The sequence below is a fragment of the Meiothermus sp. genome (assembly GCF_037443965.1).
Lineage (GTDB): Bacteria > Deinococcota > Deinococci > Deinococcales > Thermaceae > Meiothermus.
This window is the reverse complement of the sequence record NZ_JBBINI010000018.1, coordinates 13,460-31,861: the sequence shown is the minus strand read 5'-3', so window position 1 is coordinate 31,861 and position 18,402 is coordinate 13,460. Positions and strand designations below refer to the sequence as shown.

The window sequence follows — 18,402 nt, the reverse complement described above, 5'->3', positions numbered from 1 at the left end:
GGGACTTTTTTGGGCAAGCCAGGCAGGGGTTCGGTGCTCTATGGTCAAAAAACAGAGGGTGATTGGTCCTCGAACACTGGTTCTTATACGCATTCCAGCAGTATCGTTTAGACTTTCAAAAGTGAACGATACTGCTGGAATGCACGCCTGCTCCCTTCGGTCGGCTTGAATCCCTCACCTTTGATTACGCCCAAAGGTGAAGGATTCAAGCGGAACCGGTATTAAGGGCTCTGGGCTCGAATCGAATATACCTGCAGGGCGTTTTTACCCAGAATTGCAGGATCCGGCTGCCCCAGTGCCTGCTCTAAGGCCTCTTTGACCTGGGCATAACCAGCCGCCAGGGTGCACACCGGCCAGTCGCTGCCGAACATGCAACGCGAGGAACCAAACAACTCCAGGGCTTGGTGAATGTAAGGGGCCAGATCTTCCGGCCTCCAGTCCTTCCAGTGCGCCTCGGTCACCAGGCCGGAGAGCTTAACCCACACGTTGGGCTGAACCGCCAGGGGCTCGAGCGCCCTGAGCCAGTCGTCCCACTGACCCTGGGCGATGTTGGGCTTGGCCAGATGATCCAGCACAAAGCGCAGTCCGGGAAAGTTTTGCACACAGGCCAAGGCCGCGGGCAGTTCGCGGGTGCGAACCAGCAGATCGTAGACCAGCCCGCGCTCCTCGAGGGCCGCCAGACCGCGCGCCACTTTGGGCAGCAATAGCCAGTCTGGGTCGGGCTCATCGTGCACCTGGTGGCGGATGCCCACCAGATACGAGCCCTCCGGCAGCGCTCTGAGTTCGTCCAGCACCCGGCCCACCCCGGGGTCACGCAGATTGACCCACCCCACCACCCCCACCACATAGTCGGTCGTTGCGGCTATCTGGAGGAGTTCGTGGGTTTCCTCGAGGCTGCTCCTGGCCTGTACCACGATGGTGCGGTCTACCCCGCATTGCTTGAGCAAAGGCCGCAGATCCTCTGGGGTAAAGTCGCGGCGCAGCGGGGCCAGCGCAGGGTCCTCCAGCCAGGGGTAGTGCACCCGGCTGGGAAAGATAAAGTGTTGGTGTGCGTCCACAACCACGGCAAACCCCCTATTCGGCCACCACTTGCTGCTGCTCTCCCAGCCTCTCAATGCCCAGCCGCACCACCTGCCCAGGGCGCAGGTACACCGGTTCGGGTTTCTGGCCCAGGCCAACCCCCGCCGGGGTGCCGGTAGAAATGATGTCGCCTGGCTGAAGGCTCATGAAGTGGCTGACATAGCTGACCAGCCGGGCCACACCAAAAATCATGTTCCGGGTATGGCCCTCCTGGTAGCGCCGCCCGTCTACCTCCAACCACAGCCGCAGGTTCTGCGGGTCGGGCACCTCGTCTCTGGTGACCAGGTAGGGGCCGATGGGGCCGAAGCTGTCGCAACCTTTGCCCTTGTCCCACTGACCGCCGCGCTCGAGCTGAAAAGACCGCTCCGAGACGTCGTTGATTACACAGTAACCGGCCACATACTCCATGGCGTCGGCCTCGGTGACGTACTTGGCCGTGCGGCCTATCACCACCCCCAGCTCCACCTCCCAGTCGGTCTTGGTCGAACCCCGGGGGATCACGATGGGGTCGAAAGGCCCCGAGATGGCGCTGGTGGCCTTTAGAAAAACCACCGGTTCCTGGGGGTAGGCGGCACCGGTCTCGTCCGCGTGATCTTTGTAGTTGAGGCCGATGCAGATAAACTTACCCACCCCGCCCACACAGGGCCCCAGCCGTGGGCGGCCCTTTACCAGCGGCAGCTTGCCGGGACGGAGCCGGGCCAGCCGGGGCAGGTATTTGCTCAAGACCCAGCCGTTGATGTCGGGCACGACTTCGGAAAGGTCGCGCAAGCGGCCATCGGTGTCCAGCAGGCCTGGTTTTTCTTTGCCCTTTTTTCCGTATCGAACCAGTTTCATAGGAGACCCTTTCGTTGAAAAGCCGGATGCTTTGGGTGGGTTGCCTGTCATACGCATTTCGGCAATATCGTTCACTTTTGAGAGCCTAAACGATACTGCCGAAATGCTTTTCTACTCCCTTCGGTCGGCTTGAATCCTTCACCTCTGACTGCGTCCAACGCTAAAGGATTCAAGCGGAAACAGTATCACACCGGATTCAAAAAGATAGTCATCAAACGAAAAACCTTATGAGGTCATCTTTTTGAATCCTAGAGCACCCCCGTTGGTCGGGTTAGTTCGCCACCGTTCGGTGACGAACTAACCGAATCTGGTATCACATAGCCCAGCCGCCATCCAGGAGATGAATGGCTCCGGTGGTGAAGGCCGCCTCGTCGGAGGCCAGGTAGGCGGCCAGGGCGGCTACCTCCTCGGGCCGGCCCACCCGGCCCATGGGCTGGCGGGCAATGAAGGCCTGCCGAACCTCGGCCTCGCTCTGGCCCGAGCGCAGGGCCTGCTCCGCCACCCGGGCCCGCCAGGAGGGGGAGTCCACGGTGCCGGGGCAGATGGCGTTGACCCGTATACCCCGGCCCACGTAGTCGGCCGCGACCGCCTTGGTCATGCCGATGACCGCCGCCTTGGTGGCGCTGTAGACGAAGCGGTTGGGTACGCCCTTGATGGAGGAAGCCACGCTGGAGATGTTGATAATCGAACCCCCACCCTGTTCCAGCATCCTGGGGATTACGGCCCGCATCGTCCAGAACATGGAGCGGGCGTTGAGGTTGAAGCTAAAATCCCAGTCCGAATCGCTGCATTCCAGAATTGTGCCGTGGTGGACGAAGCCCGCACAGTTGAACAGAATATCCACCCGCGCAAGCGAACCCACCACCGCTTCGATCTCGCCCCGGTCGAGCACATCCATGCGAAGCTGGGTACAGGCCAGGCCCTGCAGGAGCTCGGGTTTGTGGTCGGTGGCAATGACCTCGGCCCCTTCGGCAATAAATCGTTCGGCGGTGGCCCTTCCGATGCCCTGTCCTGCTGCTGTGATGAGTGCTACTTTGCCCTTGAGTCGCTGCATCTACGCCTCCTGAGGAACCGGCACATCCCCGGCGAGAAGACCCTCTGCCACCAGGTCGTGCCAGAGGCTCGGCGGGAGCCGGGTTTCGAACATCTGCAGGTTTTCCTTTAGTTCATGCGCCGAGCGGGCGCCGGTAAGCACCGAGACCACCGCAGGGTGGCCCAGCGGAAACTGGATGGCCGCAGCCTTGAGGGGGACCCCGTGCCGCTGACAGACCCTTTGCAACGCCAGGGCCCGCTCGATCTGCTCGGGGGGTGCGGGCAGGTAGTTGTAGGTCGCTCCTGGGGCTGGATGGGCCAGGAGGCCGCTGTTGTACACCCCACCGACCACCACCCCGATGCCCTTTTGCGCACAGAGCGGCAGCAGCTTTTGCAAAGCCCCTTGCTCGAGCAGGGTGTAACGGCCGGCCAGCAGGATCAGGTCGAAGTCGCCGGCCTGGGCGAACTCCAGAAGCCAGTCGGTGTGGTTCATGCCCACCCCGATGGCCTGCACCACCCCCTGCTGACGCAGCTCCAGCAGGGCCCGGTAGGCCCCCTGCATCACCTCGGCCACGCTGCGGTTGTCGGCGTCGGGGTCGTGGATGTAGAGGATGTCCACCTTTTTCAGGCCCAGCCGCTCCAGGCTCTCCTCGAGGGAAACCAAAGTGCCGCGGTAGCTGTAGTCGTACACCTGGGCTAGCTGGGGCACACCCTTGAAGAAAGGTTCGCCTTTGGGGTCGAGCTGGCTTTTGTGCAGGGGGCCTGGGCGCAGCAGCCGCCCTACCTTGGTGGAGAGCACGAAAGCCGTCCGGGGCTGGCTTTGCAGGAAGCCCCCGGTGCGCTGCTCGGCCACCCCGTTGCCGTACTGCGGGGCGGTATCGAAGTAGCGCAGGCCAGCCTGCCAGGCGGTTTCCAGGGTGGCCCTCGCCTCCGCCTCGCTCACCGGGGCAAACAGGCCCCCCAGGGGGGCGGTTCCCAGGCCCAGGCGGGTGAGGTGCAGGCCGCTCTTGGGGTGTAACTGGAGCATAGCAGCCTGGGCCATGCCTAACCTCCTACCTGGCTCCAGTAGCTGCCATCGGGGTAACGGTAAGTCTCGCGCGAGGCGGGCCAGATCTCGATGCTGTAGCCGGGCTCGAGGGGAAGCTGGTAGCGGCCCTGGCGCATCACCACCGGGTGGACGAAGTGCTCGTGCAGATGATCCACGTACTCCAGGTAGCGGTTTTCCAGCCTGCCCGAAACAGCGATGTAGTCAATGCTGGATAGGTGCTGCACATATTCGCACAGCCCCACCCCGCCGGCATGGGGGCAGACCGGAATCCCAAACTTGGCCGCCAGCAGCAGAATGGCCAGGTTTTCGTTGACACCCCCCACCCGGGCTGCATCAATCTGGCAGAAACCGATGGCCCCGCTTTGCAGGAGCTGTTTGAAGACCACCCGGTTTTGCACGTGCTCGCCGGTGGCCACCTGGGTGCCGCTGCCCTGCAGGGCTTTTTGCAGGGTGGCATGGCCCAGAATGTCGTCGGGGCTGGTGGGCTCCTCGACCCAGAGGGGACGGTAGGGCAGCAGCCGCCGTACCCAGTCCAGGGCCTGGGGTACATCCCAGACCTGGTTGGCGTCCACCATGAGCTGATGATCCCAGCCAATCTCCTCCCGCACAATCTGGCAGCGCCGCAGGTCGTCCTCGAGGTCGCGCCCCACCTTGAGCTTGAAGGCGGTGAAGCCCTCCTGCAAGGCTTTCCGGCATAGATGGCGGATTTTCTCGTCGGGGTAGCCGAGCCAGCCCACGCTGGTGGTATAGGCCGGATAGCCCTCACGCAGCAGGTAGGCCTCGCGTTCGGCCTTGCCGGGGGCCATCTGGCGCAGGAGCTCGAGGGCCTCCTCCGGCGTGAGCGCGTCGGTCAGGTAGCGAAAATCAATGCAGCGCACCAAGGCTTCCGGGCTCAAATCCACCACCAGCTTCCACAGGGGTTTGCCCTCGGCTCGAGCCCACAGGTCCCAGACCGCGTTGATCACCGCCGCCGTGGCCAGGTGCACCACGCCCTTCTCGGGGCCCAGCCAGCGCAGTTGGGAGTCCCCGGTGATGTGCCGATAAAAGGCCCCCATGTTCTGGGTAAACTCAGCCAGCAGGCGGCCCACCACCAGGGGCCGGAGCAGCTCAATTGCTGCGCAGACCAGGTCGTTGCCCCGGCCGATGGTGAAGGTCAGGCCGTGTCCTTCCAGGCCGCTGTCGGTCTGAAGGATTACATAGGCCGCCGAGTAGTCGGGGTCGGGGTTCATGGCATCGGAGCCGTCCAGAAAGCGGGAGGTAGGAAACCGAAGATCGAGGGTTTTGAGATGCTGAATGCGCATAGCAGGCCTTCCTTCAAACCCCGAGCTGGTTGCGCTCGAGGATAACGTGCGTGGCTTGTGCGGTGCGGGGCTGGTGGCCGGGCAGCGGCAGGATGCGCTCGTGCACGGCGTCCACAATCCAGTCTGCGCTGGGGAAAAAGAGGTCTTCGAGCTCGGCAGGAGGGGTGATCCAGTTGCGGGCTCCCAGCACCACGATGGGGGCGTCCAGGTGGTCAAAGGCCAGCTGGCTCAGGTTCGAGGCCACCGTGTGCAGGAAGGAGCCCCGTTCGCAGGCCTCGGAAACCAGCAGCGCCCGCCCAGTTTTGCGCACCGAGTCCACCAGCGGGGTGTAATCGAGAGGGTTCAAAAAGCGCAGATCGAGCACCTCGGCCTCCAGGCCGTAGGCCTGTAGCCGCTGGGCGGCCTCGAGCGCCCGGTATAAGGCCGGCCCCAGGCTGATCAGGGTGATGTCCTGGCCCGGGCGCCGGACCGCGGGCTGTCCCAAAGGAACCTGATAAGACCCCAGCGGTACGCCCCCAGGCACCAGCGTCTCGGGCTCACCGTACAGCCGCTGGCTCTCGAAAAAGACCACCGGGTCGCTGCCCTGCAGGGCCAGGGTCAGCATCCCCTTGGCGTCGTAGGGCGTGGCCGGGTACATCACCTGCAGGCCGGGGATGTGGGCCACCAGGCTCGACCAGTCCTGCGAGTGCTGGGCCCCATACTTCGAGCCCACCGAGACCCGCAGCACCAGCGGGAGTTCCAGCACCCCCCCCGACATGGCCTGCCACTTGGCCATCTGGTTGAAGATCTCGTCGCCAGCCCGGCCCATGAAGTCGCAGTACATCAGCTCCACCACCACCCGCCCGCCGGAGAGGGCATAACCCACGGCGGTGCCCACGATGGCGGCCTCGGAGATGGGAGCGTTGAAAAGCCGGGGGTAGGGCAGGGCTTCGGTCAGGCCGCGGTAGACCCCAAAAGCCCCGCCCCAGTCGCGGTTCTCCTCGCCATATGCGATCAGGCTGGGATCGGTGTAGAGGGCCTCGAAGAGGGCTTCGGTCAGGGCCTCGGCATAGGTCAGGCACTTGAGCTTGGGTAGGGGACGGCCCGCTTCATCGAGGCCGGAGCGGTGCTTGGACTGCAACACGCCGTAGCGGGTCTCCGGCAGGGGCTTCTCTACCCAGGGGGGCCCTTCGGCGCGGGCCGGGCTGGGTCTGCGGGAAAACATCCACTGGGCGATCTGCTCGGAGTTGGGCGGCAGGCGGGGCGAAAGGCTGTCGGAGATGGCCCAGCCAGCGATGCGGCGCAGGCGCTCCTGGGCTTCCCACTGCAGCGCCTCTTGTTCCTCCTGGGTCATGAGGCCCTGCGCGATCAGGTAGCCCGCGTAGTGCTCGAGGGCATCCTGGGCCTGCCAGGCCTCAATTTCCGATTTGTCCCGGTAGGAGGAGGCGTCCGAGGGGGAGTGCCCGCTATAGCGGTAGGTCAGGGTGTCCAGCAGGGCGGGGCCCTGGCCGGCCAGCAACAGGGCTTTTTTGCGCTCCACGGCCTCGGCCACGGCCAGGGGGTTGAAGCCATCCACCCGCTCGGCGTGCAGAGCCTGGGGGTTCACCCCCAGCCCCACCCGGGCCAGCACCCCAAACCCCATGGTCTCTCCCAGGGTCTGGCCGCCCATGCCGTAAAAGTTGTTCATGAAGTTGAACAGCACCGGCGGTGCGCCGCCCACCTCTGCGGGCCAGAGGGAGCGGTACTGGTCCATGCTGGCAAAGGTCATGGCTTCCCAGGTAGGCCCACAGCCCAGCGCGGCGTCGCCAATGCTGGCCACGCAGATACCGGGTTGGCGCGCCACCCGCTTGTAAAGGGCTGCGCCGACGGCGATGTCGGCTGAGCCGCCCACAATGGCGTTGTTGGGCAAAATGCCAAACGGGGGAAAGAAGGCGTGCATCGAGCCACCCATGCCCCGGTTAAAGCCGGTATCGCGGCCAAAAATCTCCGCCAGCAAACCGTACAACAGGTAGTCCAGGGCCCGCTCCTGGAGGCTCTGGTGCGGGTGGCGCTCCACCACCCGCAGGATGCGGCCCTCCTGGTAGGTTTCCAGAATGGAGGCCAGCTCGGCCTCACCGAGCTGGGCGATGGCGCCAAAACCTTTGGCCAGAATCTCCCCGTGGCTGCGGTGGGAGCCAAAAATGAAATCCTCCGGCCCCAGCGGTAAGCAAAGCCCAACCGCAGCGGCCTCCTGCCCGATGGAGAGATGGGCCGGGCCTTTGTGGCTGTACTCCAGGCCCTGGTATACCCCTTGGGTTTTGAAAGCATCCAGCATCGCCTCGAAGCTGCGAATGTACAGCATGTCGCGGTAGATGCCGCGGAGGGTTGGCGCGCCGTAGCGGGCCATCTCGGCCTGGGGGTCGGGTCGGTACCGGTTGAGCGGCAGGCGGGGAGCCTCGAGCCAGCCCGACTGCCGCAGTTGGGTAGGGTCAAGGGGAAGGGTTTTGGGCATAGCTTCCTCGTCAAAGCGCCAGCAGGCGCAGGGGGTCGCCCAGCCGTTGGCCCAGGCTGTGCAGGAAACGCGCGGCCGGTGCGCCATCGGTCGCCCGGTGATCAAAGGTCAGCGAGAGCGGCAGGTGGGGCCGGAAAACCACCTCTGAACCCGCCTGCACCGGGCGCAGGCAGACCGCGCCCACCCCCAGGAGGGCCACCTGCGGCGGGTTCAGGATGGGGGTAAACACCTCGATACCCAGCGGGCCCAGGTTGCTCACGCTAAAAGTACCCCCTTGCAGCACCTCGGGTGCCGCACGTCCCTGCTGGGCCGCCTCGGTTAGGCGCCGGGCGGTCTGGGCCAGCTCGAGCAACCCCAGCCGCTCGGCGTGGTGGACAACCGGCACCAGCAGGCCCCTGGGAGAGTCCACCGCGAAGCCCAGGTGCACGGCCTGGTACTGGTACAGGGTGTCGCCCACCAGGCAGGCGTTGAGTTCGGGGAAGTTGGGCAGCGTGCGGGCCAGGGCAAAGAGCAGCAGGTGGTTGAGGTTGATCTCGCGAAAGCCGGGGTCGGGGTGGTGTTTGAGTTCCTGCCGCAGCTTCAGCAGACCCTCCACCTCGACATAGGCGTGCAGGGTGAGCTGGGCGGTTTGCTGTAGCGATTGCTGCATGCGCTCGGCCACCCGCTTGCGGACACCCTGCAGGGGTAGGGTCTGCCAGGGTAGGGGTGGGGCTGTGTACCCCACGGGGGTTCCAGGATGAGGGGAAGCCGGGGGTGGGGTGCTTGGCTGCTCAAAGGCCAGGGAGGTTGATGGGCTGGGGGCTTCCTTGGGCGGAGGCGGCACCGGGTGTGGATTCTCCAGCAGTGCCCGGACGTCGCGCTCGATTACACGCCCGCCCGGCCCGCTCCCGCTGATGCCATGGGTATGCAGGCCCGCCTGGGCGGCCAGCCGCCGGGCGCGGGGGGAGATACCGGTAGAGGCCGCATCGCGGGGGGTGCTGGCCTCGGGGGTACCCACGAGGGCGATGGGGGTCTGCACCGGCACCTCCTGACCGGCCTCGGCCAGGCGTTGCAACAGCACCCCATCGGCGGGGCTTTCCACCTCCATGATGGCCTTGTCGGTCTCGATCTCGCACAGCACCTCCCCGGCCCGCACGGCTTCCCCCACTTCCTTTTTCCACCCCAGCAGCAAACAGCTTTCCACCTCGTTGCCGGGCTTGGGCATCCGAACCTCAACCGCCATCTAGCCTCCTTCCGCCTTTTGCCCGCCCTCGCGATCCATGCGCTCGAGCGTGGTCTCGACCGACTGCTCCCCCCGCAAAAAGGCCCGCAGGTTTTCCGATACAACCGCCTCCACCGCCGGGTAGCGGGGGTGTTTGGGCGGGAACCAGGCGTATTCCAGGGCCTGTTTTAGCAGGTCCCAGCGGCTGGCTTCCAGGGTGTGGGGTGGGGTCTCGCTGCGGATGGCGGCCAGGGCGTCCCTGCGGCCTGGCAGGGTGCCCTGCCGGGCCTCCAGAAGCTGGGCCTCCCTCGAGGTCAGGTGGCGCAGCAGGGCCAGGGCCAGCGGAAGGTCGCGGGCCGACCGGGCCAGGGCAAAGGTGTGGCTGCCGGCGTAGGTGGCCCGCCGCACCGGGCCCACGGGGTAGAGGGCCAGGCCCAGGTGGTCGCGGATGGGGCTGGCCCGGTAGCGGTGGAAGCTGCCCGGCCAGTCGGTGGTCAGGCTGGCCTCGCCTGCGGCAAAACAGGCCGTCACAGCGTCGAACTCCCACTCGAGGGTCTCCCGGGGGGCGGTTTTGAGCAGGGCCGCCAGCGTTTCCAGGGCCCAGCGCCCGGCCGGGTGCTGGGCCTGGGGGCGGGGTAGCTCGGTTTCGTACAGGTAGTGCCCGGCGCTCCCACACAACTCGAAAAAGTGTCCAAATATCCCCGAGCCCTTGCCCGGAAACACAAAGCCAAAAGGCGGCTGGGACTGGGCGGTCTGCACCAGGCTCTCCCAGCTTTGGGGAGCTTCTTGCAGCCGGTCGGTGCGGTAATGCAGCAGCTTGATGTCCATATTGCGCGGCAGGCCGAAAAGCGCGCCTTCGATGCGGGCGAGCTCGAGGGCCCGTGGGTCGAAATTGACCAGCTCCCTAGAATCCAGGAGCCCATCCAGGGGCTGGAGCCACTGCTGCTGGGCGGGCGCAAACTTGGAGTGGGTGGAGATCAGGTCGAAGCCTGCACCCTGGCCAAAGGCTTCGGTAATGCGCCGGTTGAGGTCGGGGTGGTTGTCGGCCCGGACAACCTCAATCTCCACCTTTTCCTGCCTGGCAAAGGGCTCGATGGTCGCGTACAGGCCATCGTACATGGGGCCGCCCACCACCAGGGCGCGCAGGCGGGATCTCATCCTTTCACCGCCCCCACAATCAGGCCCCGCTCGATGTAGCGCTCGAGCACCAAAGCCAGGATCACCACCGGCAAAATCATCAACAGGATAATCACCGACATATACCACCACTCGGTTCCGCGCGTTCCGCTCATGGCGGCTACCATCAGCGGCATGGTCTGGCTGTTGGCTTTGGACAAAAACAAGGCCAGCAGGTATTCGTTCCAGGCAAACACCAGCAGCAGCAAAAAGGTGGCCACCAGCCCAGGGGCCGCCAGCGGAAGCACAATCGTCCAGAAGATGCGGTAGCGGCTGGCCCCATCAATCTGGGCGCACTCCTCGATATCGTGGGGAATGTTCTGGAAGTAGTCCCGCATCAGCCAGACCGCAATGGGCACGTTGATCACGGTGTAGCTGATAATCAGTGCGGTGCGGGTGTCCAGCAAGCCCAGTTGCTGAAAGAGCAGGTAGATTGGGATGACCACCACCACCGGCGGCAGGATGCGGTTGGAGATCAACCACAGCGCAATTTCGTCGTTTCCCAGGTGTTTCTTGAAGCGCTTGCCCAGGGTTTGCAAGCCCAGAATAAACCCCGCCAGACCCAGGCCCACCGCCGGCTGCCAGGGCATCCCCAGGGCCACCAGGGCCACCGTCAGCACCATGCAGGCCACAAACAAGACGATGGCCCCCACCCTGGGCCGGTACTGAAAGCGCGTGAGGGCGTAGGCCGCGCTGGTGCCCAGGAACAGGGCCAGCAGGGCGCTGCAGAGGGCCACCACCGCGGTATTCGTGTAGGCGCGCCGCACATCGGGGCCCAGGGTGCCCAGCACATACTCCCAGGCGTGCAGGCTGGGTTTGAAGTCCACCCAGGGCAGGTAAAACGGGCCGCTGTTCACGTCTACCGGCAACTTGAAGGAGGTGATGAGCAACCAGTACAGGGGAAACAGCACGAAGACCGAGGCCAGCCCCAGGGCCAGATAGGTAAGCCCCACCTGCCAGGGGGAGGGGGCCAGCGGGGAACGCGGGCGGCTCATAGCTGCCCCCTGGCCCGGGGCAGCACCCAGGCCGCGTACAGGCTGGTCACCAGGCTCACCAGCACCATCAGCAAAAAGCCCAGGGCGGCGGCGGTGCCGATATCCAAGGTGCGCCAGGCAAAGTAGGCGTGAAGGGTGATGGATTCTGTGGCAGTTCCTGGGCCGCCGTTGGTCAGAATGTTGGGCAGATCCACGATTTTGAACCCTTCGATCAGCCGGATCAGCACCAGGGTGGCGCTGGCCGGCAGCAGGTAGGGAAAGATGATGTGGCGGAAGACCTGCCAGCGGCTGGCCCCGTCTACTGCAGCCGCCTCAACCTGCTCCTGGGGCACGCTCTGCAAGGCCGCCAGCAGCACGATGAAGGCGAACGGGGTCCACTGCCACACATCCCCGATCAGGACGGCCAGCCGGGCGCCCCAGGGGTCGTTGACCCAGGAAAACCCTCCCAGGCCCAAAGCCTCCCAGAGGGGCACCAGGGGTCCCTTGCCGGTATCGGTGAGCATCCGGAACATATACGCCACCCCAATGGGGGTGATGGCCAGCGGCAGAATGAACAGCACCCGAAAAAAGCGGGTGCCGGGCAGGCGCTCGGCGCAGAGCAGGGCCAGCCCCAGGCCCAGCAGGTATTGCAGGGCCGTGCCGGCCGTTACGTAAAAAAGGGTGGTCTGCAGGGTGCCCATGCGGGTGCCGGGCAGCAGGCGGCTCAGCAGAAGCCAAGTAAAGGCTAGCAACAAGAGGCCCCCCAGCAGGGGCTGCCCCAACCATACCCACACCGGCCGCCCGGCCCGCCAGCGCCGGTACATCACCACGCCCAAGGCCAGCCCCAAGAAGGCCAGCACCACCCAGACCCAGGCCGTTGCGCCCGGCTGTCCCAAAAAGTGGCCCTGTTCGCTGCCCAAAAGCAGTTTGCGGTAGTTGGCCAGCCCCACGAAGCTCAGCTCGAGGCCCCCGTCACTGAAGCGCAGTCGGGCCAGGGAGCTATACAGCGAGCCCACCAGCGGAAACAGAACGAAGGCCAGGATGACCAGCACCGAAGGCAGTAAAAAAGCCGTTGCTGCGTGGCGCTCGAGCCAGCCCACGAACCTGATCCAGAGGCCGGCTTGCGACGGCTTGCTTTCCGGTTTTTTCATCTCCAAATCCCCAAAGCGGGGTGGGGGTAGGCAGCCCCCCACCCCTGGTGTGGGCTACCGCCCGGTAATCCCCAGCGAGGCCAGATAGGCCTGTAGCTGCTTCTGCCGTCCTTCCGCGTTGGTGATCTCCTCCCAGCCGTTGTGAATCTGCTCCTGGGCCTGGGCAATGGTAAGCTGACCCGCCAGGTACTCCGAGAGCACCCGATCCAGCACCACCTGCTGGTACTGCTGGGCTTTGGGAATCCGCAGGTCGAGCACCATGTTGGGGCTGTTGAGGCTCTGCTGGATGGCCGTCAGGTAGTTGCGGGCCCCGGCCTCGCTAAAACCGGCACTCACCCAGTTCTGAATGTCCCGGAACTGCGAGACGCGGTAGGGGTTGAAGCCGGTAATCCCGATGGTCACGTCCTTATTGGCCTGGGCGGGCTGCGCCATAAAGCTGAAGAGGGCATAGGCCGCGTCCTTCTTGTTGGCAGCCGCCTTCGCATTAATGCCGCCCGACCAGCCCCCGAAAGCCGCGTAGGGGGCCCGGTTAACCCCGTTGATGGCGTGCGGGCAGAGCTGCGCAGTGCAGTTCACCAGGTTGCCGGTGTTGCGGTCCAGCACCCGGCGGCTCCCCGGCAGAACCACCGCGCCCACCAGATCCTTGACCTTGGAGGTCTGGGGGTCAATGGACAGCGGCCCGATGTCGCCCCAGTCAATCGAAAGCGCGCAGCGCCCGCTGGTGAAGAGCCCCCGGGTATCGCCTACGTCTAGGTTGAGTTCGTCGGGTGGGCCAAAGCGGGTGGTTTCCTTGTAGACCCGCAGGGCCTCGGCAAAAGCCTGGTTTTTCACCAGGGGCTGCATGTTGCGGGTATCGAAGAAGGCTCCCTGGCGGGTACCTTGGGTCTGCACGTAACCCCCCAGGATGCTCATGAACATCCAGTAGCTCTGGGCGTTGCGCTTCTTGGCAATGCAGCTTCCAAAGTCCGGGCGGCCATCCCCGTTCATATCCCGTCCGTTGGCCCGCTGGGCGATATTGAGGTAGTCGTCCCAGGTTTGGGGTGGCTGGAGGTTCAACTGGCGCAGCACATCGGTGCGGTAGTAGACCATCTGGAAGTCGCCGTCCAGCGGGATGGTCAGGATCTTGCCGCCATAAAGCGCGCTAAACTCCCGGAAGAACACCCCGATATCGTTCCACTGGAGGGCGGTGTCGGCCCGTACCCGCGCCGTCAGGTCTTCCATGATGCCGGCCGGGGCAAAGTCGGCCATCCACTGGGGCGCGAAAATCCAGGCATCGTAGCTGTTGGTGCCGGTGGTGGCGTCGGTGAGAATTTGCTGGTAGAGGTCGGAGAAGGGCACCACGGTCACGTTGACCTTGGCCCCGGTGGCCCGCTCGAAGGCTGCGGCGTGGCGGCGCAGGGGCTCGGCGATCTGGGGGCCGGTGAAGGTCAGCACGTTGATGCTGACGCCCTGGAAGCGCCCGGACTGGGCCAGGGCCGGAACTGAGAACAAGACCAGGAAAACCAGCCATTTCGCAAGATTTGGTATCATGCTAACTACCTCCGCTATGGGAGAGATTTGACTTAGGCCGAATCGCTTTCTTGAGTGTGGGGGTACCCAAGGCTGGCGTGGCTCTACGGCACATCGTTGGCGCGCTGGCTGAAGTGCCTCGCCACCAAGGGTTTACATCACCTCCTCCTGCCAGGGTGGATCGGCCCCGGCCCGGGTGCAGGTCAGGGCGGCCACCTTTGTTGCAAACGAGAGCAGGCTAGAGAGCCGCTCGAGGTCTAGCAAAGCCAGTTGTTCGCGGGAAGTAGACCCAGACCGGTACAGGCCCACCAGAAGGGCGGCCATAAAGGCATCGCCGGCGCCCACGGTATCTACCACGGTTACCTGTGGTGCTTCTACCTGCACCCGGTGCGCCGGTGTAAAGGCCACTGCTCCGGCGGAGCCCAGGGTCACCACCACCATCTGGGGGCCCTGCAGGAGCCACTCCCTGGCAATCTGTTCCACCGAATGGCCGGGGTAAAGCCAGTCCAGATCAACCTGGCTGACCTTGACCAGGTCGCTTAGGGCCAGCCAGCCCCGCAGGCGTTTTTTGTAGGCTTCCTTATCGGGAATCAGAAAGGGCCTTACGTTGGGGTCGAGCGAGATCAGGCGCCGTCCGGCTTCCCGCTGCATCAGGGCCTCGAGGGTACTGGCGGTAGGCTCGAGCACCAGCGAAATAGAGCCAAAGTGCAGGAGTGCCCCCTCGGGAAGCAGAGGCGGCAGATCGGCCGGTTTTAGCAGGGTGTCGGCGGTGTGGTGCGCGTAAAAGGAGAAGGACTCTCCCTGCGCGCCGGGGGTCACCACCGCCAGGGTGGTGAGTTCGGGCCCTTGCACGGCATAGCCGAGATCCACCCGGCTCTTGCGCAGATGGGCCTGCAACAGCTCCCCGAAGGCATCGGTGGAAAAACGGCCCAAAAAAGCCACCGGGACGCCCAGCCGCCCCACGCCGAGCGCCACGTTGTAGGGCGAGCCGCCAGGGTGCGGGCTGAGCAAAAAACCATGCTCACCCCGCACGGGTTTCAAATCAATTAGGGCTTCTCCGGCGACGATAATCATGCGCCTACCTCCTGCATGGACTGCTCGAAGGCCTGGGCAGCCTCGAGGGTCATCGGTTCTTGGAAAAGGCGTTCGGCAATTTGGGTCGAGAAGGTGATGCAGCGCACCCCTTCCTGGGCCAGGGTGACCAGGTCGGCGGTGCTGCGGATCGAAGCTGCCAGGATTTCAGTTGTAGAGGCGGTGCGCCTTAAGGCCTCGGCCATTTTGGCAATAATTGCGTATCCATCACGCCCCGCGTCGTTGATGCGCCCCAGGTAGGGGGCCACAAAGGTCGCGCCCACCGCCGCGGCCAGCAGGGCCTGGAAAGGGGTATACACCGCCGTGATGCAGGTACGCACGCCTTCGGCAGCCAGCCGGCTGGCCACGCTCAGGCCCTCCTGGGTAGCGGGCAGTTTCACCACCACCCGTCCGTCTATGCGGGCAAGGGATTCCGCACAGCGGTAGAGATCTTCGGTTTGCGGGCCCCAGGCCTGAAGGTACACCTCCCGGGCCCCGGCTTGTAGGGCCGCTTTGGTGAAGGCGGGCAGATCGGCTACCATCAGGCCGCTTTCCTTCAGAATCAGGGGGTTGGTGGTCACCCCATAAAAAACACCCGTGTGCAGCAGCGGGTCCAGCCGGGTTAGGTTCGCCGAGTCCAGAAACAGCCGCATGCTACGCCCCCTCAAACGGTCTGGCCGTGGACTGCCGGATCAGCAGCCGGGTCTTGAGCCGCAAGGTACGGCTCTGCATCTGTTTTTTCTGCTGTAAGAGCGAGACCAGGGTTTCACAGGCCAGGAAGCCAATCTCGTAGGCGGGCTGGGCCACCACGGTCAGGGCGGGCTCCATGAGCTGGGCCCAGCGGGTATCGTCGAAGGATACCAGCGAGATCTGATCGGGTATGCCCAGGCCCAGGTCGCGGATGGCCTGCACGGTTCCGGCAGCCATCTCGCTGTTGCCCACAAAAAGTGCGGTGGGGCGCTCGTGCAGCGGACGTCGCAGAAGCTCCATGGCGGCGGCATATCCGCCCTCCTCCTTGTGGTAGCCGTTGGCGATTAGCCGGTCGTCAAATGGAATTCCGGCCTGCTCGAGGGCCTGACGGTAGCCCTCGAGGCGCTCCTGGGCGGTGGTGATGACCGGCTCCCCCGCAACCATGCCAATCCTGCGGTGTCCAAGCTGAATCAGGTGCTCCACTGCTTCGCGGGCCCCCAGGACGTTCTCCACCAGCACCGCGTGCACCCCTGGGCTGCCGCTGGTGCGGTCTAGTTCGATGATGGGCAGGTCGCGCAAATTGTGGAGGCTCTGCAGGTGTTGTCGGGTCTTGGCGGTGGGGACGATCAGCAAGCCTTCGGGTAAGTGGCTCTGCAACTCCTGCAGATAGCGGGCTTCCTTTTCGGGTTGTTCGTCGGAGTTGAACAGAAAAACCATATAGCCGTGTTTTTCTGCTGCATCCTGGACGCCTTTGGCCAGGGTGGCATGGAAAGGCGCCAGAATGTCCCCCACAATCAGGCCCAGCAGACGGCTCTTTTGCTTGCGTAGACCCCTGGCCAGTTTGTTGGGCCGGTAGCCTAGCTGCTGGGCCGCCTTGAGAACCCGTTCACGGGTTTCATGGGCAACCAGGTCGGGCTTGGTCAAAGCCCGGGAGACCGTGGACGGGGAGACCTTGGCGGCAATGGCTACGTCGGCGATTTTGATCATAGTCTGCAATCGTTGTCATTTTCGTAAGCTCGACGGTTATCTTCTCGAAACAAGCTAAGCCAAAAGCAGATTACAGGCCGTATTTTGATTTTTATGACAACGATTGCATGAAAGCATGCCACACCTTTGGCTCTTTTGTCAATACGGCTGGCCGCCCTTGGTAAAATCCGCAGTATGCAAGTTAAAAATCTGATGGGCTTGCGTCCTTACACCGTACACAAGAACGAAACCCTTTACGTGGCTGCCGAACGCATGCTCGAGCACCGCCTGGGGGGGTTGCCGGTGGTGGACGATGGGGGCGCGGTGGTGGGGCTGCTCGAGATTGACCAGATGCTACCCGAGCCACAAAAGGTGCCGTTTTCCGATGTGGAGGCCCTGCGCTTCTTGGACGAGTGGGTAGACCCCGGCTCGTTTGATCGGCTGGTCGAGCGCTACAAAAACACCCCTGTACACCGCCTAATGCGCACCGAAGTGGCCACGGTGGGGCCCCACGACCCCATCGAAAAAGCCCTGAGCCTGATGCTGCAGGATCGACAGTACCGCCGGGTGCTGGTGGTGGATGAACAGCGGCAACTGCTGGGTACCCTGACCCGCTCCGACTTCCTGCGCTTGTTTGTGCGGGGGCGCTGATGCACGGTGCGGGGCCTCTGCTCGAGGTGTTTTTTCTGCTGCTGGCTGCGCAGGTGGTGGGCTGGCTGTTTGCCCGCCTCAAGCAGCCGGTGGTGATCGGCGAGGTGCTGGCCGGTTTGTTGGTGGGGCCTGCGGTGCTGGGGCTGGTACATGACGGCGAAGTCCTGGAGTTTTTGGCCGAGCTGGGGGCCATCTTCCTGCTTTTTATGGTGGGCCTCGAGACCCGCCTGCGCGATATTCTGGCGGTGGGCAAGGAAGCCTTCTTGGTGGCGGTGCTGGGGGTGCTGTTTCCCTTTGTGGGCGGGTATTTCTTTGGCCTCAGCATCGGCCTCGAGCAGCTTCCGGCACTGTTTTTGGGCACGGCCCTGGTGGCGACGAGCGTGGGCATTACCGCCCGGGTGCTCCTGGAGCTGGGGGTGCTCTCGCGCAACTACAGCCGCATCATCCTGGGCGCGGCGGTGATTGACGATGTGCTGGGCCTAATTGTGCTGGCGGTGGTCAACGGGGTGGCCCAAAGCGGCGCCTTCGAGCTGGCGGTGGCGGTGCGCATCACCCTACTCTCGGTCGTGTTCGTAGGCGGAGCCATGCTGCTGGTGCCTTGGCTGCGGCGGATCCCGCTGTCGCGCTTTACCCTAGGTAACTCCTTTGGCTTTGCCCTCTTGGTGGGGGTGGGCCTGGCGGCGCTGGCGGCGGCCATCGGTCTGGCCCCCATTGTGGGGGCGTTCCTGGCCGGGATGCTCCTGGCCGAGGTGCGGGAGGAGCTGGCCATCGAGGAGTCCACCCGGTCCGTGGGCCAGTTTCTGACCCCCATCTTCTTCGCCATGGTGGGGGTGAGGCTCGAGCTGGCCGCGCTGGTGAGCGCCAAGGTGTTGCTGGTGGGCAGCGGGGTGCTGCTCATTGCCTTGCTGGGCAAGCTCCTGGGTGGATTTCTGGGAACCCTGAGCCAGGGCTTTCGCCGGGCGGTGGTGGTGGGCATCGGCATGGCCCCCCGGGGTGAGGTGGGCCTGATTGTAGCCGCGCTGGGCCTGTCGGCAGGGGCAGTGAATGAAGAAGAGTACGCCCTGGTGCTTTTCATGGTGGTGGGCACCACCCTGCTGGCCCCGCTTTTCCTACGGCCTGCTATTGCCTGGGCCGAAGGCCGACCCGGCTCGGAGGGCTCAGGCTGAAGCTCAAACCCTTTATTAATCGTCCATGAACGCAAAACCAGCATGGTTGGGCGTATACTTACGCTGTGATGCGCATATCGCG

At 64.3% G+C, this 18,402-nt stretch carries 16 protein-coding genes; 2 read left to right on the top strand and 14 right to left on the bottom strand.

Annotated elements, in window-relative coordinates; translation table 11 throughout:
- Positions 1–221 precede the first annotated feature (221 nt).
- The 14 genes from WKI89_RS10715 to WKI89_RS10650 form a co-directional block, all read right to left on the bottom strand.
- Complete coding sequence (locus WKI89_RS10715; RefSeq protein WP_337869497.1) at positions 222–1,058, bottom strand: amidohydrolase family protein; 837 nt, start codon at positions 1,056–1,058, stop codon at positions 222–224.
- A 16-nt stretch (positions 1,059–1,074) separates the two neighbouring features.
- Positions 1,075–1,914, bottom strand: a complete 840-nt coding sequence (locus WKI89_RS10710) for a fumarylacetoacetate hydrolase family protein (RefSeq protein ID WP_337869495.1) — start codon at positions 1,912–1,914, stop codon at positions 1,075–1,077.
- A gap of 313 nt (positions 1,915–2,227) precedes the next feature.
- Positions 2,228–2,968: an SDR family oxidoreductase gene (locus tag WKI89_RS10705; RefSeq protein ID WP_337869493.1), complete on the bottom strand. Its 741-nt coding sequence runs from the start codon at positions 2,966–2,968 to the stop codon at positions 2,228–2,230.
- Complete coding sequence (locus WKI89_RS10700; RefSeq protein WP_337869491.1) at positions 2,969–3,988, bottom strand: aldo/keto reductase; 1,020 nt, start codon at positions 3,986–3,988, stop codon at positions 2,969–2,971. It lies immediately after the preceding gene.
- A gap of 2 nt (positions 3,989–3,990) precedes the next feature.
- Positions 3,991–5,295 (bottom strand): L-fuconate dehydratase, encoded by a 1,305-nt coding sequence (locus tag WKI89_RS10695; protein ID WP_337869489.1) that lies wholly within the window; start codon positions 5,293–5,295, stop codon positions 3,991–3,993.
- A gap of 13 nt (positions 5,296–5,308) precedes the next feature.
- Positions 5,309–7,765, bottom strand: coding sequence for a thiamine pyrophosphate-dependent enzyme (locus WKI89_RS10690; RefSeq protein ID WP_337869487.1), 2,457 nt, complete (start codon positions 7,763–7,765; stop codon positions 5,309–5,311).
- Between the two features lie 10 nt (positions 7,766–7,775).
- Complete coding sequence (locus tag WKI89_RS10685; protein WP_337869485.1) at positions 7,776–8,987, bottom strand: dihydrolipoamide acetyltransferase family protein; 1,212 nt, start codon at positions 8,985–8,987, stop codon at positions 7,776–7,778.
- On the bottom strand, positions 8,988–10,124 hold the full coding sequence (locus tag WKI89_RS10680) for an extracellular solute-binding protein (RefSeq protein WP_337869483.1): 1,137 nt from the start codon (positions 10,122–10,124) through the stop codon (positions 8,988–8,990).
- A complete protein-coding gene (locus WKI89_RS10675) occupies positions 10,121–11,137 on the bottom strand; it encodes a carbohydrate ABC transporter permease (protein WP_337869481.1) in 1,017 nt (338 codons plus the stop codon). The genes WKI89_RS10680 and WKI89_RS10675 overlap by 4 nt, the downstream gene beginning before the upstream one ends.
- The gene (locus WKI89_RS10670; protein ID WP_337869479.1) at positions 11,134–12,267 is read right to left on the bottom strand and encodes a sugar ABC transporter permease; all 1,134 of its coding nucleotides are present in this window, start codon (positions 12,265–12,267) and stop codon (positions 11,134–11,136) included. The genes WKI89_RS10675 and WKI89_RS10670 overlap by 4 nt, the downstream gene beginning before the upstream one ends.
- A 54-nt stretch (positions 12,268–12,321) precedes the next feature.
- Positions 12,322–13,797, bottom strand: a complete 1,476-nt coding sequence (locus WKI89_RS10665) for an extracellular solute-binding protein (protein WP_337869477.1) — start codon at positions 13,795–13,797, stop codon at positions 12,322–12,324.
- A gap of 132 nt (positions 13,798–13,929) precedes the next feature.
- On the bottom strand, positions 13,930–14,850 hold the full coding sequence (locus WKI89_RS10660) for a carbohydrate kinase (protein ID WP_337869475.1): 921 nt from the start codon (positions 14,848–14,850) through the stop codon (positions 13,930–13,932).
- Positions 14,847–15,500, bottom strand: coding sequence for a transaldolase family protein (locus WKI89_RS10655; RefSeq protein ID WP_337869474.1), 654 nt, complete (start codon positions 15,498–15,500; stop codon positions 14,847–14,849). The genes WKI89_RS10660 and WKI89_RS10655 overlap by 4 nt, the downstream gene beginning before the upstream one ends.
- A gap of 1 nt (position 15,501) precedes the next feature.
- Complete coding sequence (locus WKI89_RS10650; protein WP_337869472.1) at positions 15,502–16,524, bottom strand: LacI family DNA-binding transcriptional regulator; 1,023 nt, start codon at positions 16,522–16,524, stop codon at positions 15,502–15,504.
- 174 nt (positions 16,525–16,698) lie between these two features.
- Here WKI89_RS10650 and WKI89_RS10645 point away from each other — a divergent pair, with 174 nt between their 5' ends.
- Together WKI89_RS10645 and WKI89_RS10640 are read left to right on the top strand one after the other, a co-directional pair.
- Complete coding sequence (locus WKI89_RS10645) at positions 16,699–17,154, top strand: CBS domain-containing protein (protein WP_337869470.1); 456 nt, start codon at positions 16,699–16,701, stop codon at positions 17,152–17,154.
- Entirely contained in the window at positions 17,154–18,320 is a 1,167-nt protein-coding gene (locus WKI89_RS10640; RefSeq protein ID WP_337869469.1) for a cation:proton antiporter, read from the top strand. Before WKI89_RS10645 ends, WKI89_RS10640 begins: the two co-directional genes overlap by 1 nt.
- The last annotated feature ends 82 nt before the right edge of the window (positions 18,321–18,402 follow it).